The organism is Pseudomonas sp. Irchel s3b5, assembly GCF_900187435.1.
Taxonomy (GTDB): domain Bacteria; phylum Pseudomonadota; class Gammaproteobacteria; order Pseudomonadales; family Pseudomonadaceae; genus Aquipseudomonas.
This window is the reverse complement of sequence record NZ_FYDY01000006.1, coordinates 195,078-211,309: the sequence shown is the minus strand read 5'-3', so window position 1 is coordinate 211,309 and position 16,232 is coordinate 195,078. Positions and strand designations below refer to the sequence as shown.

At 60.8% G+C, this 16,232-nt stretch carries 15 protein-coding genes and 1 pseudogene; 13 read left to right on the top strand and 3 right to left on the bottom strand.

All coding sequences use genetic code 11. The features are described 5' to 3' along the window. Positions 1-25 precede the first annotated feature (25 nt). Positions 26-1,420 carry an argininosuccinate lyase gene (argH, locus tag CKW15_RS09635; protein WP_095057571.1) on the bottom strand — a complete coding sequence of 465 codons (1,395 nt, stop codon included), beginning with the start codon at positions 1,418-1,420 and terminating at the stop codon, positions 26-28. A 345-nt stretch (positions 1,421-1,765) separates the two neighbouring features. On the opposite strand from argH, the pseudogene CKW15_RS29045 reads away from it, so the two are divergent. The 8 genes and pseudogenes from CKW15_RS29045 to rsd form a co-directional block, all read left to right on the top strand. Continuing rightward, a pseudogene (locus CKW15_RS29045) lies at positions 1,766-1,888 on the top strand (sensor histidine kinase); the annotation flags it as partial. Beyond that, positions 1,885-2,631, top strand: a complete 747-nt coding sequence (locus CKW15_RS09630) for a LytTR family DNA-binding domain-containing protein (protein WP_095057570.1) — start codon at positions 1,885-1,887, stop codon at positions 2,629-2,631. The pseudogene CKW15_RS29045 and the gene CKW15_RS09630, both read left to right, overlap by 4 nt. A 138-nt stretch (positions 2,632-2,769) precedes the next feature. Further along, a complete protein-coding gene (hemC, locus tag CKW15_RS09625) occupies positions 2,770-3,711 on the top strand; it encodes a hydroxymethylbilane synthase (RefSeq protein WP_095057569.1) in 942 nt (313 codons plus the stop codon). Then, the gene (locus tag CKW15_RS09620) at positions 3,708-4,475 is read left to right on the top strand and encodes a uroporphyrinogen-III synthase (RefSeq protein WP_095057568.1); all 768 of its coding nucleotides are present in this window, start codon (positions 3,708-3,710) and stop codon (positions 4,473-4,475) included. Before hemC ends, CKW15_RS09620 begins: the two co-directional genes overlap by 4 nt. Before the next feature lie 16 nt (positions 4,476-4,491). After that, positions 4,492-5,649, top strand: a complete 1,158-nt coding sequence (locus tag CKW15_RS09615; protein WP_095057567.1) for a uroporphyrinogen-III C-methyltransferase — start codon at positions 4,492-4,494, stop codon at positions 5,647-5,649. Then, positions 5,646-6,884: a heme biosynthesis protein HemY gene (locus CKW15_RS09610; protein ID WP_095057566.1), complete on the top strand. Its 1,239-nt coding sequence runs from the start codon at positions 5,646-5,648 to the stop codon at positions 6,882-6,884. The genes CKW15_RS09615 and CKW15_RS09610 overlap by 4 nt, the downstream gene beginning before the upstream one ends. Positions 6,885-7,125: 241 nt before the next feature. Beyond that, complete coding sequence (locus tag CKW15_RS09605; RefSeq protein ID WP_095057565.1) at positions 7,126-7,677, top strand: disulfide bond formation protein B; 552 nt, start codon at positions 7,126-7,128, stop codon at positions 7,675-7,677. Positions 7,678-7,854: 177 nt separating this feature from the next. Beyond that, positions 7,855-8,313 carry a sigma D regulator gene (gene rsd, locus CKW15_RS09600; protein ID WP_095057564.1) on the top strand — a complete coding sequence of 153 codons (459 nt, stop codon included), beginning with the start codon at positions 7,855-7,857 and terminating at the stop codon, positions 8,311-8,313. Between the two features lie 61 nt (positions 8,314-8,374). On the opposite strand, the gene CKW15_RS09595 is transcribed toward rsd, so the two are convergent. After that, positions 8,375-9,040, bottom strand: a complete 666-nt coding sequence (locus CKW15_RS09595; protein WP_095057563.1) for an FKBP-type peptidyl-prolyl cis-trans isomerase — start codon at positions 9,038-9,040, stop codon at positions 8,375-8,377. A gap of 193 nt (positions 9,041-9,233) precedes the next feature. Between CKW15_RS09595 and CKW15_RS28560 the strand changes: the two genes are divergently transcribed. Continuing rightward, the gene (locus CKW15_RS28560; RefSeq protein ID WP_095152077.1) at positions 9,234-10,277 is read left to right on the top strand and encodes an AlgP family protein; all 1,044 of its coding nucleotides are present in this window, start codon (positions 9,234-9,236) and stop codon (positions 10,275-10,277) included. On the opposite strand, the gene CKW15_RS09585 is transcribed toward CKW15_RS28560, so the two are convergent. Continuing rightward, a complete protein-coding gene (locus CKW15_RS09585) occupies positions 10,274-10,738 on the bottom strand; it encodes a TIGR02444 family protein (RefSeq protein WP_095057561.1) in 465 nt (154 codons plus the stop codon). The genes CKW15_RS28560 and CKW15_RS09585 overlap by 4 nt on opposite strands. A 50-nt stretch (positions 10,739-10,788) precedes the next feature. On the opposite strand from CKW15_RS09585, the gene CKW15_RS09580 reads away from it, so the two are divergent. The 4 genes from CKW15_RS09580 (at position 10,789) to CKW15_RS09565 (ending at position 16,152) form a co-directional block, all read left to right on the top strand. Then, positions 10,789-12,699, top strand: coding sequence for an ATP-binding cassette domain-containing protein (locus tag CKW15_RS09580; RefSeq protein WP_095057560.1), 1,911 nt, complete (start codon positions 10,789-10,791; stop codon positions 12,697-12,699). Next, positions 12,699-13,280 (top strand): mechanosensitive ion channel family protein, encoded by a 582-nt coding sequence (locus CKW15_RS09575; RefSeq protein WP_095152076.1) that lies wholly within the window; start codon positions 12,699-12,701, stop codon positions 13,278-13,280. The genes CKW15_RS09580 and CKW15_RS09575 overlap by 1 nt, the downstream gene beginning before the upstream one ends. Positions 13,281-13,461: 181 nt before the next feature. Further along, positions 13,462-14,094 carry a homoserine/homoserine lactone efflux protein gene (gene rhtB, locus CKW15_RS09570; protein ID WP_095057558.1) on the top strand — a complete coding sequence of 211 codons (633 nt, stop codon included), beginning with the start codon at positions 13,462-13,464 and terminating at the stop codon, positions 14,092-14,094. Positions 14,095-14,253: 159 nt separating this feature from the next. Then, positions 14,254-16,152, top strand: coding sequence for a cytochrome c/FTR1 family iron permease (locus tag CKW15_RS09565; RefSeq protein ID WP_095152075.1), 1,899 nt, complete (start codon positions 14,254-14,256; stop codon positions 16,150-16,152). Positions 16,153-16,232 lie beyond the last annotated feature (80 nt).

Sequence of the window (16,232 nt, the reverse complement as noted above, 5' to 3'; positions counted from 1 at the left end):
ATCGGGCTCAGGCGTCATCGTCGTCTTAGCGGCTGGCGAGCAGCGCCTGGCCGCGGGCCACGGCGGCCTTTACTTGCGCCGGTGCAGTGCCGCCGATGTGGTCACGGGCGTTGACCGAACCTTCCAGGGTGAGTACGGCGAACACGTCCTGATCGATCTGGTCGCTGAACTTGCGCAGTTCTTCGAGGCTCATTTCTGCCAGGTCCTTGCCGCTGTCCACACCGTACTTCACGGCGTGGCCGACGATTTCGTGGCAATCACGGAACGGCAGGCCGCGACGTACCAGATAGTCAGCCAGGTCGGTGGCGGTGGAGAAACCACGCAGGGCCGCTTCGCGCATCATGGCGTGCTTGGGCTTGATCGCCGGCACCATGTCGGCAAAGGCGCGCAACGAGTCGCGCAGGGTGTCGGCGGCGTCGAACAGCGGCTCCTTGTCTTCCTGGTTGTCCTTGTTGTAAGCCAGAGGCTGGCCTTTCATCAGGGTCAGCAGGCCCATCAGCGCGCCGAACACACGACCGGTCTTGCCACGTACCAGCTCCGGCACGTCCGGGTTTTTCTTTTGCGGCATGATCGAGCTGCCGGTGCAGAAACGGTCTGGCAGATCAATGAACTGGAACTGCGAGCTGGTCCACAGCACCAGCTCTTCGGAGAAGCGCGACAGGTGCATCATCGCAATGCTGGCGGCCGAGCAGAATTCAATGGCGAAGTCGCGATCGGACACGTTATCCAGCGAGTTGCCGCCGACGGCGTCGAAACCCAGCAGTTGCGCGGTGTATTCACGGTCGATCGGGTAGGTGGTGCCGGCCAGTGCAGCGCTGCCCAGTGGCATGCGGTTGGTGCGCTTGCGGCAGTCGACCAGGCGCTCGTAGTCGCGGCTGAGCATCTCGAACCACGCCAGCATGTGGTGGCCGAAGGTCACCGGTTGTGCGGTTTGCAGGTGAGTGAAGCCCGGCATGATGCTGGCGGCTTCGCGCTCGGCTTGCTCGAGCAGGCCTTTTTGCAGGCGGGTGATTTCGCTCAGGATCAGGTCGATCTCGTCACGCAGCCACAGGCGGATATCGGTAGCGACCTGGTCGTTACGGCTACGGCCGGTGTGCAGCTTTTTACCGGTCACGCCGATGCGGTCGGTCAGACGCGCCTCGATGTTCATGTGAACGTCTTCGAGGTCGATGCGCCAGTCGAACTGGCCGGCCTCGATTTCGCCCTGGATGGTGTTCAGGCCATCGATGATGCTGTCGCGCTCGGCATCGGTCAGCACGCCGACCTTGGCCAGCATGGTGGCGTGGGCGATCGAGCCCATGATGTCGTGGCGATACAGGCGCTGGTCGAAAGTGACGGAGGCGGTGAAGCGGGCGACGAAGGCGTCGACGGGTTCACTGAAGCGGCCGCCCCAGGACTGATTGGTCTTGTCAGTGCTCATGAATTCGCTCGTATCGGCTTGAAGTAGGAAGGCGTGGAACGCTGGCGCGGATAATAACAGGGTTGCCAATCCTGTCGCTGACACTGGTCGACACGTTTTTTCCGGGGGCGCGAGCCCAAGCCAGGGTGAGGCCCGGGCAATTTTGCGGGATGATATTTTTCAATTGATCAATATCGCTCCTGCAACCGTCTACAGTTGGACAGTAGGATCAGCGCACTTCTCGGTGCGGAGGCTGACTACTATTAAGACGAAGGGGTGTTCATATTGCGTATCAGCAAACCCTGTGGCGGTGCATCGCCGATGCGAGCCAGGGCCGCCAATTGCCCGGCAGATGAAAATTTAGCTGTCGGACTCGCGGCACTTTTTGACGCTCGGGCTAGTCTTAGCGTGGATCGCGGTGACGGACGTCACTTCACCTGTCTACGCTATCCTTGTGCGAGACTCACGCAGGAATCCAGCGCAATATGAATGTCCTGATCGTTGATGACGAACCCTTGGCCCGCGAGCGCCTGAGCCGAATGGTCGGCGAGCTGGAGGGATACAATGTCCTGGAGCCAAGCGCCACGAATGGCGAAGAGGCGTTGGCACTGATCGACAGCCACAAACCGGATATCGTTTTGCTCGATATCCGCATGCCAGGCCTCGATGGCCTGCAAGTGGCTGCACGACTGTGCGAACGCGAAACCCCGCCCGCCGTGGTGTTTTGCACGGGCCCCGATGAATTTGCCGTGGAAGCCTTACAGGCCAGCGCCGTAGGCTATCTGGTGAAACCTGTGCGAACTGAACAATTGCATGATGCGTTGAAAGGAGCCGAGCGTCCCAATCGCGCCCAGCTCGCGGCCCTGACCCGCCCTGCTGCCGAAAGTGGCAACGGCCCGCGCAGCCATATCAGCGCCAGAACCCGTAAGGGGATCGAACTGATTCCCCTGGATCAGGTGGTGTATTTCATTGCCGATCATAAGTACGTGACCTTGCGTCACGAGACCGGCGAAGTCCTGCTTGATGAACCGCTCAAGGCCCTCGAAGACGAATTCGGCGACCGTTTCGTGCGAATCCATCGCAACGCATTGGTTGCCCGTGAGCGTATCGAACGATTGCAACGCACACCGCTCGGGCATTTTCAGCTGTTCCTCAAAGGCTTGAACGGCGATGCGTTGATCGTCAGCCGACGCCATGTGGCCGGCGTGCGCAAAATGATGCAACAGCTTTAATTCGCTGCCCGCAGGCGAATTGCACACCCGATTGCCGGACATCCGGGGCCAGGGAGGCCGCGCAGTATCTGATACAAGTCAAAGTGGATTGGGCTGAGCTGTTATTATCCGTCATATCTATTCAGTACGGATTGATCCATGTCCTCTCGCGAAATCCGCATCGCCACCCGCAAAAGTGCGCTTGCCCTGTGGCAGGCCGAATACGTCAAAGCCCGTCTCGAAGAAGCCCATCCGGATCTTCTCGTGACCTTGGTGCCCATGGTCAGCCGTGGTGACAAGTTGCTCGACTCGCCGCTGTCGAAAATCGGCGGCAAGGGCCTGTTCGTCAAGGAACTGGAAACCGCGCTGCTGGAAAACGAAGCCGATATCGCCGTGCACTCCATGAAAGACGTGCCGATGGACTTCCCTGAAGGCCTGGGTCTGTTCTGTATCTGCGAGCGTGAAGACCCGCGCGATGCCTTCGTCTCCAATACCTACGCCAGCCTGGATGATTTGCCTCAAGGCAGCATTGTCGGCACGTCGAGCCTGCGCCGTCAGGCCCAGCTGCTGACCCGTCGCCCGGATCTCGAAATCCGCTTCCTGCGTGGCAACGTCAACACCCGCCTGGCCAAGCTCGATGCCGGTGAGTACGACGCCATCATCCTGGCGGCGGCAGGTCTGATTCGCCTGGGCTTCGAAGATCGCATCACCTCGGCCATCAGTGTCGATGACAGCCTGCCGGCTGGCGGCCAAGGTGCGGTGGGCATTGAATGCCGCAGCGCCGACAGCGAAATTCATGCGCTGCTGGCGCCGCTGCATCACCAGGACACCGCCACTCGCGTCACCGCCGAACGCGCCCTCAACAAACACTTGAATGGCGGCTGTCAGGTACCGATTGCCTGCTACGCCGTGCTTGAGGGTGAACAGGTCTGGTTGCGTGGTCTGGTGGGTGATCCGAACGGGGGCAAGCTACTCAGCGCGCAAGCCCGTGCACCCCGTGAAGCTGCCGAAGCATTGGGCGTGCAAGTGGCCGAAGACCTGTTGAGTCAGGGCGCCGGTGACATTCTCAAAGCAGTCTATGGCGAGGCAGGTCACGAGTGACCGGTTGGCGCTTGCTGCTGACGCGTCCTGCCGATGAGTCGGCGGCGCTCGCCGATTTGCTGGCCGCGCAGGGGATTTACAGCAGCAGCCTGCCGCTTTTGGACATCGTGCCATTGGCGGCCACTGGCACAATACTCCAGGCGGTTCAGACGCTGGATCAATACAGCGCGATCATTGTGGTCAGCAAGCCAGCCGCCCGATTCGGTGTCGAATTGTTGAACCTGCATTGGCCTCAGCCTCCGCGCAACAAATGGTTCAGTGTGGGGGCCGCGACGGCGCAGATTCTTCAGGCTCGGGGGCTGGATGTGAGCTTCCCGGCAGAGGGTGATGACAGCGAAGCTTTACTGAAACTTCCTCAGTTGCTCGAGGCCATTGGCGGCCCTGATCCGCGAGTGTTGATAATGCGCGGCGAAGGCGGGCGCGAATTGCTCGCTGAGCGTTTGCGCACGCTTGGTGCTAGTGTCGAGTATCTGGAATTGTACCGCCGCGACCTGCCGCAATACCCGCCGGCAGCACTGCCCGAAAGAATCGAGGCGGAACGCCTGAACGGGCTGGTGGTCAGCAGTGGACAAGGTTTTGAGCACCTGCATCAGTTGGCCGGCGATGCCTGGCCGCAATTGGCGCAGTTGCCGTTGTTTGTACCAAGCCCCAGGGTTGCCGAGCTGGCACGTGCCGCCGGGGCCAAAACAGTTGTGGATTGTCGCGGCGCGAGTGCCGCGGCTTTGCTGACGGCGTTACGGGAGCATCCCGTGCCCGTTTTCTAATGCAAAGGATGGATACGTGAGCGAAACAGCCTTGCCTAAAGATGACGTGCGGCCGGTGCCTGATGCACCGGTTGATGTACCTGGCGATGACATGCCGCCGCCTGCTGCCGTGCAGCGCCGAGGCAACGGGCTGGCAATCGTCGCACTGTTATTGGGGGCCGCCGGTGTCGCGGTCGGTGGCTGGGGTGTCTGGCAGGTGCGCCACCTGCAGGCCAATAATCAGCAGCAGTTGAGTCAGGTGCAGGCATTGAACGATCAGGCGCAAAGCTTGAAACTCAATGAGGAGCGACTGGCTGCGCGTCTGGCGCAATTGCCTTCGGCCGATGAGCTGGAGTCGCGCAGCCGCCTGGTGATTCAACTTCAGGGCGATCAACAGCGCTTGAATCAACGACTGGAAACGGTCCTCGGCGCAAGCCGCAAGGATTGGCGTCTGGCCGAGGCCGAGCACCTGTTGCGTCTGGCCAGCCTGCGACTGTCCGCCTTGCAGGACATCAGCAGTGCGCAGGCGCTGGTGCAGGGTGCGGATGAAATTCTGCGCGAACAGAATGACCCGGGTTCGTTCGCCGCCCGCGAGCAAGTGGCCAAAACCCTGGTGGCCTTGCGCAGCACCGAGCAACCGGATCGCACCGGGCTGTTCCTGCGTCTCGGTGCGCTACGTGATCAGGTCATCAGCCTCACCGAACTGGCTCCCGAATATAAGGACCGCGGCGATTCGTTGCTCGGCCTGACCGCCGATGGCGATGGTGCCAGTCGCTGGTCGCAATGGTGGGATCAGATCTCGCGCTACATCCGCATCGACTTCAATGCCGACAAAAATGTTCGACCGCTGCTGGCCGGGCAGGGCCTGAGTCAGGTTCGTCTGGCCCTGAGCCTGGCCCTGGAGCAGGCGCAGTGGGCCGCGCTCAACGGTCAGGCCGCCGTGTATACCCAGGCGCTGGATGAAGCGCGGGACGTTCTCAAAGGCAACTTCAACCCGGATAACCCGCAAAGCAAAGTCATGCTGGAGCAGGTGACCGAGTTGAGCGCGCAGCCGGTCACGGTGATCACGCCTGACCTGACGGGTACGCTGAGTGCAGTTCAAGGGTATCTGGAACGGCGCAACGTCAATGCCGAGGACTCCATCAAGCCGCTGCCAAAACCTGCCGCGAATGCTGTGCAGGAGGCCACGCCATGAAACGCCTCTATGTGATCGTGTTCCTCGTGATCGCTGCCGCCGCGGCATTGGGGCTGGCGATTGCCGAGCACTCCGGTTACGTGCTGGTCGCCTACAAGTCTTTCCGATTCGAGTCCAGCCTGTGGGCGACTCTGGCACTGGTGGCGGTGCTGTGGCTGGTGATCTGGGGCATCAAGGCGCTGGTCGAGCTGGTAATGACCTCCAGTGGCGTGGTCAACCCGTGGTCTCGGCGCAACCGCAGCCGTCGGGTGCAGGTCGCAATCGAACACGGCCAGCTGGATCTGGCTGAAGGTCGCTGGGCGAGTGCGCAACGTCATCTGTTTCGTGCCGCTGAAGCCGAGCGCCAGCCGCTGCTTTACTATCTCGGCGCTGCCCGGGCCGCGAACGAGCAAGGAAATTACGAAGAAAGCGACAACCTGTTGGAGCGCGCACTTGAGCGTCAACCCCAGGCCGAGCTGGCCATCGCATTGAATCACGCACAGTTGCAGACCGACCGTGGCGACACTGAAGGCGCCCTGACCACTCTGCAAGCAATGCGCGAACGTCATCCACATAACGCGCAGACCCTGCGTCAGTTGCAGCGCCTGCACCAGCAGCGGGGCGACTGGTCGGCGGTGATCCGTCTGCTGCCGGAGCTACGCAAGGATAAAGTCCTGCCGGCCGCCGAGCTTGTCGAACTGGAACGCCGGGCCTGGGGCGCGAACCTTTCCCTGGCAGCACAGCGGGACGAGGACGGCGCGGTCGGCCAACAGTCACTCGATCGCGCTTGGCAGCAACTGACGTCGGCACAGCGACAAGAGCCGCAACTGGTGCTGGCCTATGCCGAACAGTTGCGACAACTGGGTGCCCAGACTGAAGCCGAGGAAGTCCTGCGTACGGCGCTAAAACGCAACTACAGCAGTCATCTGGCGCGTCTCTACGGACTGGTTCGCGGCAGCGATCCGGCCCGTCAGCTGCAGGTTGCCGAAGGCTGGCTCAAGGATCATCCGACGGACCCAAGCCTTCTGCTGACCCTTGGCCGGCTGTGTCTGCAAAACAGCTTGTGGGGCAAGGCTCGGGATTATCTGGAAAGCAGCCTGCGCGTGGAGCGCAATCCGGAAGCCTGCGCGGAACTGGCGCGGCTGTTGGCGCAGATGGGTGACACCGAGCGCAGCAATCAGCTGTTTCAGGAAGGTCTGGGGCTGCTGGACGAGCGCTTGCTGGCGGCTCCACTGCCGGTACCGGTTCGCGCCTGAAAAGCGCGCATTTGCAGCCACGGGCGAAGCCTGCGCCAGTGGCTGCCATCGTGTCAAAACCCTACGATTTTCACTTTCCTGGGGTGTCTTCAGCAAAGTCCTACAGAGCCCTACGTTTAATCCCCTCGAATGCGTCGGGATTTCCCTACACCTGTGGTGAAGTGTCTCTGGCAATCAGCCTTGAAAGCCTGCCGCGCTTTCCTCTACCGTAACTGTCTGTCTCAACTGTTACGGAAAAGCCATGATTTTGGCCCGCTCACGCTCCTTGTTTTTCATGGCTTTCATCGCCGGTGCCCTGGCGTTGGGCGGCTCCTATTATCTGGAATATGTGATCGGCCTGCGATCCTGCGGTTTGTGTCTGTTGCAGCGTTTTTGCCTGGCGCTCTTTGCCGGCGTCTGCCTGATGGCTTCAATCCATGGTCCCGGTCGCGTCGGCAATTGCCTCTATTGGTTGCTGGCCCTGGGTTGCAGCCTGGCGGGGACCACCACGGCATGGCGACAAGTGTTGCTGCAAAGCAGTCCATCAGTTCATCCAGGGGTGTGCTCAACCAATCTGGCGGAGCTGTTCGCCAGTACGCCTTGGGTGCCTTTAGTGCAGAAGATGTTCAGCGGCACGGTCGATTGTGTGGAAATTTCCTGGACGCTATTCGATTTGAGTATCGCGGAGTGGAGTCTGCTGCTCTTTATCGCCGTGATGATTCTGGCTGTTTCCCAGTTGTGGCGCCTGGTCTGGAGCCGCTGCCTGCGACCGCTCAGCGGCGAGTCGTCGCACCGGGCTCTTATCAGTGATTAAACACTTGTATGAACTTTATCGCCTGAGTACCTTGAAGCCAGTGTCGCGCGGGCATAATCTGGCCCGCACGTGTCATTGGAATTACGTTGCTCGATGACGCTATGCCTGACCGCCCACCGACGTTACAAGAGGCGAGCGGGCGTAGAGCATCTGACCCCCAAGGGAAGAGAGATCACCATGCTCGAAAGTTGTCAGAATGCTCAGGAACGCTGGGGCGGAGTGCACCTGCTGATCGACCGCTGGTTGCAGGAGCGAAAAGAGCTGATCGATGCATACGACAAGCTCGGTGCAAAGCCTGAGGCGCTGAGCGAGAATCGAAAGCCCTTGCAGGAGTTCTGCGGCGTGCTGGTCGATTACGTGTCTGCCGGGCATTTTGAGATCTATGAGCAGCTGACGGGGGAGGCCAAGGCTTTCAACGACAAGCGTGGCCTGGAACTCGCCGAGACGATCTACCCGCGTATCGACGTCATTACCGAGAAGCTTCTCGCGTTCAATGACCTTTGCGATGAAGGCAAATGCGTCGCCGAGAAATTCAAGGAACTGGGCGGGCTGTTACACGAACGCTTTGAGCTGGAAGACTGCCTGATCGAAGTGCTGCATACCGCACACAAGGAAGCCGATTCGGTTCAAGCCTGAATCGCTTCCCGCAAGACCTGAAAACGGTGCGCCAAGGCGCACCGTTTTTTGTGCCCGCGATTTAACGGGTGGCGCCACGTAACTCGACTTCGAACACCAAGGGTGTGAACGGTGCGATCACGTCACCGGCACCCTCGGCGCCATAAGCTTGCGACGAGGGAATCACCAGTCTCCACTTTGCCCCAACCGGCATGTTTTGCAGCGCGCTACGCCACCCGGCAATGACGCTGTCGAGGCTGAACCATTGTGGTTGGCTGCTCTGGTCGAACACCGTGCCGTCGGGTAAGCGACCGATGTACAACACTTGCACCTTGCCGTTCGGTCCTGCCTTGGCGCCATCGCCCGCAGTCAGTTCGGTCAGCAACACGCCATCCGCCAACTCACGCACGCCGGGCCTGGCTTTTTCTTCGGCGAGAAAACGCTGCTCTTTTTCCAGGGCTGCTTCGCTGCGCGGTTCGGCCGATTGCATGGCAACCCGAGCTTCGTGCTCGCTCAGTATCTGTTCGATCTGCTCGTTTTTGGGCGCCAGAGGTTTGCCTTGATAGGCTTGTTGCAGGCCCTCGACCAACGCCTGAAGTTGCAGGTCGGGAACCTCTTGGCGCAAGCGTTCACCCAGGCTCGCACCCAGGCTGTAGGCGAGATCGTGAGCCTCGTTTTCTCGTGTGCTTTCGGCGGCATGGGCCACGGAAAAAAACACGCACAGCGATAAAAAAAAGTAGCGCGACATGGGCACTCTCCGACCGAAATTGCGAACGATTATGCCAGTGAGAATGCGCGCAACGGTGAACTGCTTTTGCATCGGCACAGAAGTTTTTCTGTCCTTTGCAACGCAACGCTTTCGATAGTGTCAACATGCCCTAGCGGCGGTTGCAGCAGAGGTCTAGTATGAGCCGCAACTCACTTCAGCCAGGAGGTAAACCATGTCGGCCACCAAGAAGCCAGTAAACACTCCGTTGCACCTGCTCCAACAACTCTCGAGCAGCCTGCTCGAGCATCTTGAAACCGCTTGTTCCGAAGCCTTGGCTGATGCTGAAAAATTGCTCGCCAAACTGGAAAAGCAGCGCGGCAAAGCGCAAGAGAAACTGCACAAATCCCGCATCAAATTGCAGGACGCCGCAACAGCCGGCAAAGCCAAGGCACAAGCCAAAGCCAAAGGTGCAGTGGGCGATCTCGAGGAGTTGCTTGATGCGCTCAAGGATCGTCAATCGGAAACCCGCGCCTACATTCTGCAACTCAAACGCGATGCTCAGGAAAGCCTGAAACTGGCCCAGGGCGTTGGCCGTGTGCAAGAGGCTGTCGGCAAGGTGTTGACCCTGCGTGCGGCCAAACCAGCTGCTGCGCCTGCAAAGAAAGCAGCCGCCAAACCGGCTGCTGCAAAAGCACCGGCCAAGCCTGCTGCGAAACCCGCTGCTGCCAAGCCAGTAGCGAAAACTGCCGCCGCCAAGCCAGCTGCAAAACCTGCCGCGAGAAAACCCGCTGCCAGCACTGCCAAACCAGCGGCTAAAACCACCGCGGCGAAACCTGTTGCTGCACGGTCTGCTGCTGCAAAAGCTGCTGCTGCCAAGCCAGTCGCCGCTAAAACTGCCGCCGCGAAACCAGCGGCAAAAACAGCTGCAAAACCGGCCGCTAAACCTGCTGCCCGAACCGCTGCCGCTAAACCTGCAGCCAAACCTGTTGCGGCCAAACCCGCTGCCAAGCCAGCGACCAAACCCGCTGCCAAAGCACCGGCGAAACCAGTCGCTAAAACGGCTGCTGCGAAACCCGCCGCTGCCAAGCCTGCGGCAAAACCAGCAGTGAGAAAGCCAGCTGCCGTCAAGCCAGCCACAGCACCTGCGGCCAAACCGGCGACCCCGGCTCCAACCGCAACACCTGCCTCGGCATCCACCCCATCGACAGCTACGTCAGCACCCACGCCGGCGTCTGCTCCGAGTGCAGCAGTGACCTCCCCAACCAGCGCTTCCTAAGTGCCGGTTACCGCGACGCGCAGCTGATGCAGCGCGTCGCGGTCCAGGTGGGCGGCGCCAGCCGTCACGCCTTCAAGCCAGACCGAGAGATCGGTTGCCTTATCCTGCGGCCAATTGTGTGCCGATCGTTCCAGTCGCAATAGCAGATGTCGCTCGGCTTCCAGCTCCAACGCCTTCACCTGTTCACGCAAAGCATGCAAATCGACGTCGTCCGTAGCCGCCGCTTTCCACTGCGTGCGCAAGGCTCGTAACGGTCGAACCACGTCGGCGTCCCAGGACTCGGCCACAGTGCGAAGTTGTTGCAAACGCTGTTCATTGCAGGCAACTCCTCGCTGGCCCAGCCAAGCGGCGCACAGCAGCAGGCAGACGTTAACGCCCGCAGACTGCAATTGCAGGCACGCCTGTTCAACACCCGGTCGGGCGTAAGTACTCAGGGAAAAGCTCCACAGGTCAGAGGACATAGTGCTACTCGCGCCAGTTGCGAGCGAAGCTGGTAGACTCCGCCGCCATTATGATTCGACTTCAGAACCTGACTTTACAGCGTGGCCCGCAACGTCTGCTAGAAGACGCCGAGCTGACGCTGCACGCCGGCCAGAAAGCCGGCCTGATCGGTGCCAACGGCGCCGGCAAATCGAGCCTGTTCGCCTTGCTTCGGGGTGAGCTGCACCCGGACTCGGGTGACTGCTTCCTGCCGGCCGACTGGCGTATCGCCCACATGCGCCAGGAGGTCGACACGCTCGAACGCCTGGCGGTCGACTACGTGCTCGATGGCGACCTGCGCCTGCGTCAGGTGCAACGCGACCTGGCGGCAGCCGAAGCGGCCCACGACGGTGCCGCTCAGGCCCGCCTGCACTCCGAGCTCGATAGCGCCGACGGTTACACCGCCGATGCCCGTGCCCGCAAGTTGCTGGCCGGTTTGGGGTTCACCAACGAGCAGATGGATCGCCAGGTAGGAGATTTCTCCGGTGGCTGGAGGATGCGTCTGAACCTGGCGCAGGCCTTGATGTGTCCTTCGGACCTGCTGCTGCTCGACGAACCAACCAACCACTTGGACCTCGACGCCATCATCTGGCTCGAAGAGTGGCTCAAAAGCTATCCCGGCACCTTGATGCTGATTTCCCACGACAGGGACTTCCTCGATGCCGTGGTCGATCACGTGGCTCACGTCGATCAACGCAAGATCACCTTGTACCGCGGTGGCTATAGCGCCTTCGAGCGTGCCCGTGCCGAGCGTCTGGCCCAGCAACAGCAGGCCTACGAGAAGCAACAGGTGCAACGTGCGCACATGGAAAGCTACATCGCCCGCTTCAAGGCCCAGGCCACCAAGGCCCGTCAGGCCCAGAGCCGGATCAAGGCACTGGAGCGGATGGAGGAGCTGACCGCGGCTCACGTCGACTCGCCGTTCGATTTTGTCTTCCGCGAATCGCAGAAAATCTCCAGCCCGTTGATCGACCTGTCCGATGCCCGATTGGGCTACGGCGACAAAACCGTGCTGGAGAAGGTCAAGCTGCAATTGACCCCGGGCGCGCGGATCGGCTTGCTCGGCCCGAACGGGGCCGGCAAGTCGACCCTGATCAAGAACCTGGCAGGTGAGCTGTCACCGTTGGCCGGTCGCTTGACCCGTGGCGAGAACACCGTGGTCGGTTACTTCGCTCAGCATCAGCTCGACTCGCTGGACTCCAAGGCCAGCCCGTTGCTGCACGTGCAGCGTCTGGCGCCGACCGAGCGCGAACAGACACTGCGCGACTTCCTCGGCGGTTTCGACTTCCGTGGTGCGCGGATCGACGAGCCGGTGCTGAATTTCTCCGGTGGCGAGAAAGCGCGCCTGGCCCTGGCGTTGATTGCCTGGGATCGGCCGAACCTGCTGCTGCTCGACGAACCGACCAACCACCTGGACCTGGAAATGCGTCTGGCGTTGACCATGGCCCTGCAAGAGTTCAGTGGTGCGGTACTGGTGGTTTCCCACGACCGTCATTTGCTCAAGAGCACCACGGACAACTTCTATCTGGTGGCGGACGGCAAGGTAGAGGAGTTCGACGGCGACCTGGAGGACTACACCCGTTGGCTCGTGGAATACCGTCAACGCAATGCCCCGGTCAGCAACACCCCGGTCAACCCGGACAAGACCGACAAGAAAGCCCAGCGTCAGGCCGCTGCTGCGTTGCGTCAGCAACTGGCGCCGCACAAACGCGAGGCCGACAAGCTCGAAGCCGAGCTGGGCAAGCTTCACGAAAAACTGGCGAAGGTCGACGCCAGCCTCGGCGACAGCGATATCTACGAGCCGGCGCGCAAGAACGAATTACGTGATCTGCTGGCCGAACAAGCCAGGTTGAAGGTGCGTGAGTCGGAGCTGGAAGAGGCCTGGATGGAAGCGCTCGAACTGCTGGAAAGCATGCAGGCGGAGCTGGAGGCGCTGTCCTGATGGACGCCTTCAAGCTGCCGCTACCGGCTGTGGGGGTCGAGCCGATCTGGCTCGGCGTGCAAATCCTGCTGATCCTGCTGGCCGGCTACATTGCCCAGCGTTTCGTCGCCAAATGCCTGACCCGTCTCGGCGAGCGCTATCCGTTTCCGCCGCAGTTGCTGATGCCGCTGCGCGGTGGTCTGCGCTGGCTGATCATGGGCAGTGCATTGATTTTCGTGCTGGAGCGCCTCGGGGTTTCGGCCACGGTGCTCTGGACGGCGTTGTCCGGTTTCGTCGCCGTCGCGGCCGTGGCGTTTTTCGCCATGTGGAGCGTGCTCTCCAATTTGTTGTGCGCGATCCTGATCTTTACCGTCGGCCCATTCCGCATTGGCGACGTGGTCGAACTGGTGGACACCACCGACAAGCCTGGCGTCAAAGGCCGGGTGATTGCGATCAATCTGCTCTACACCACATTGATCGAGGCCGAGGAACTTGGTACCGGCAGCGCCATGGTGCAAGTGCCCAACAGCTTGTTCTTCCAGCGTTCGGTCAGGCGTTGGCGCGGGACGGATGTGTTTCCTTCCAGCGGGTTTGAGAAGTAGCCCTAAAGATTGCAGCCTTCGGCAGCTCCACATTGGAACGTGTTTTCCCGTAGGAGCTGCCGAAGGCTGCGATCTTTGTGTTCGACCAGATGAAGCCCCTTTTCCTGCAAAAAATCGGTAGTCATTGGCCCAAAGCCGCATTAGCTTAGACGTCTGTCACGAGTCTGAGTCGAGGTGTGCAATGGAGCTTCAAACATGGCTGGCGTTCTTTGCCGCCTGCTGGGTGATCAGTCTTTCTCCCGGTGCCGGCGCCATTGCGTCGATGTCCAGCGGTCTGCAATACGGTTTCTGGCGCGGCTACTGGAATGCGCTGGGTCTGCAATTGGGCCTGGCGGTGCAGATCGCAATTGTCGGCGCCGGTGTTGGCGCAATTCTCACGGCGTCAGCGACGGCCTTCTATGCGATCAAATGGTTCGGCGTGGCGTACCTGGTTTTTCTCGCGATCAAGCAATGGCGTGCGCTGCCCAGCGACATGAGCGATGACGCGGCGGTGCGTCAGATCGGCAAGCCAATGGCGCTGGTGTTCCGTGGTTTTCTGGTGAACATCAGCAACCCCAAGGCACTGGTGTTCATGCTCGCGGTGCTGCCGCAGTTCATTGACCCGCATGCGCCACTGCTGATTCAGTACGTGATCATTGGCGTCACCATGATCTGCGTCGATCTGATCGTCATGGCCGGCTACACCGGGCTGGCCTCCAAAGTGTTGCGACTGTTGCGCACACCAAAACAGCAAAAACGCATGAACCGGACGTTTGCCGGGCTATTCATCGGCGCGGCCGCCTTCATGGCGACACTGCGCAAAGCGGCCGCTTAAAACGCTCCCGTGTAAAAAAGGCGACCCTGGCGGTCGCCTTTTTCGTTTGGGGGCCGCTCGCGAAACCAATGCGATTACGAAGAACTATCAACAAAGCTTGAGCGAAACCCGTCTGGCGTTAACAATATGTAACTTCGTATTTCCAATTGAGATTTATTCATGATTGCCCCGTCCCGTTTATTGGCCTGGCTGCTGTTGCCGCTGTTCGCGACATGCAGCTTTCAATTGCTGGCCGACCCCGTCGATGGCGCGCCTCAGGCGTTGCACGTGCTTGATTACATCAGCGCGGATTACCCGGAGACGGTGCGGGCGGGAAGCATCATCAATCAGGCCGATTACCGCGCCCAACAACAGTCGATCAAGGCACTGCAAGAGTGGGTCGGGTCCATGCCGGCCAAACCGGAGAAAGCCTCTCTGGAACAGGGCGTGGTTGATTTGCGAAAGGCCGTCAGTGCTCGTCAGGAGGGCGCCGATGTCGCCCGACAGGCTCGGCAATTGGGCGCGAAGTTGGCCGTGGCCTATGAAGTCAGCCAAGCCCCGATCATTACGCCTGACCCTACTCGTGGTGCGCCGTTGTACGCCCAGCATTGCTCAGTCTGCCATGGCGACACCGGGGCCGGCGATGGCCCGGCGGGTGTTGGCCTGATGCCGCCGCCGTCCAATCTTCGCGATGCCTCGCGTGTGGATCGCCTGAGTCTCTATGCGATCTACAGCGCCGTTGGCCTGGGTGTGGAAGGGACGGACATGCCGGCCTTCGCCGATCAACTGGACGACCGTCAACGCTGGGACCTGGCGTCCTACATCGCCAGCTTCAGTGTCGACCTGGTTACGTCCGCCAGCGACAAAACCTACAACATCGCCGACCTGGCCCGTCAGACACCGACGGAAGTGCAAGTGGCCGAGGGGCCGCAAGCAGCGGCGACGTTCCGAGCCCAGCGGGCGCAGCCTCCGCAGGTCAAGCGTGGTCCGGCGCAGTTGCTCGATTACACCGCCGCCACCCTGGATAAAAGCATCGCGGCGTATCGCGCCGGTGATCACGATCAGGCCTATGACCTGTCGGTAGCGGCTTACCTGGAAGGCTTCGAGCTTGTTGAAAGCTCGCTCGACAACGTCGATGCCAATGTGCGCAAAGACACCGAAAAATCCCTCATGGCGTACCGACAGTCGTTGCAGGACGGTTTGTCGGTGGGCGAAGTCGAGCAGCGCCTGGACGCGGCCAAGGCGAAACTGAAAACGTCGGCGGGCCTGCTGGGCAATGATGGCCTGAGCTGGTCCCTGAGCTACATCTCCGGTCTGCTGATCCTGCTGCGCGAAGGGCTGGAAGCGATTCTGGTACTGGCGGCGATCCTGGCTTTCCTGCGTAACACTGGCCAGCAATCGGCGGTTCGCAGCGTCAACGTCGGTTGGGGTCTGGCGCTGGTGGCAGGTTTGGCGACTTGGGCACTGGCGGCCTATGTGATTGATGTCAGCGGTTCGCAGCGTGAGTTGCTGGAAGGCGCGACGGCCTTGTTTGCCGCCGTCATGGTGCTCTGGCTGGGCGTGTGGATGCACGACCGTCGCCACGCTGCGGCCTGGCAGGACTACATCAAGAGCAGCCTGGTGGGCGGCGGTGGTCGGTTCGGTTTTGCGACCCTGGCGTTTTTCTCGGTGTATCGCGAGCTGTTCGAAGTGATTCTGTTCTACGAAACCCTGTGGTTGCAGGCGGGGCCGGCGGGGCATAACGCGGTGTTGGCCGGTGGCGCGACGGCGCTGGTACTGCTGGTCGGTCTGGCGTGGGTGATTTTGCGCGGTTCGGCCAAGCTGCCACTGTCGTTGTTCTTCAGCATCAACGCCGGTCTGTTGTGCGCGTTGTCGGTGGTGTTCGCCGGGCATGGCGTGAAAGCGTTGCAGGAGGCCGGTATTTTCGGCACGCGGCCGGTGCCGTTCATTGAGTTTGACTGGCTGGGGATTCACGCGGACGCGTATTCGCTGGGTGCGCAGGCTGTGGCGATCATCGCGGTTGTTGTGTTGTATGGTCGTAGCTGGGTGGCGGAGAAGCGGCGGGTTCAGGTTTCTTGAACGGCATTCGCTGCGCTCACTTTCGCGGGCGAGCCACGCTCCCACAGGTTTAGCGTTAACCTGTAGGAATGTGGCGTGCT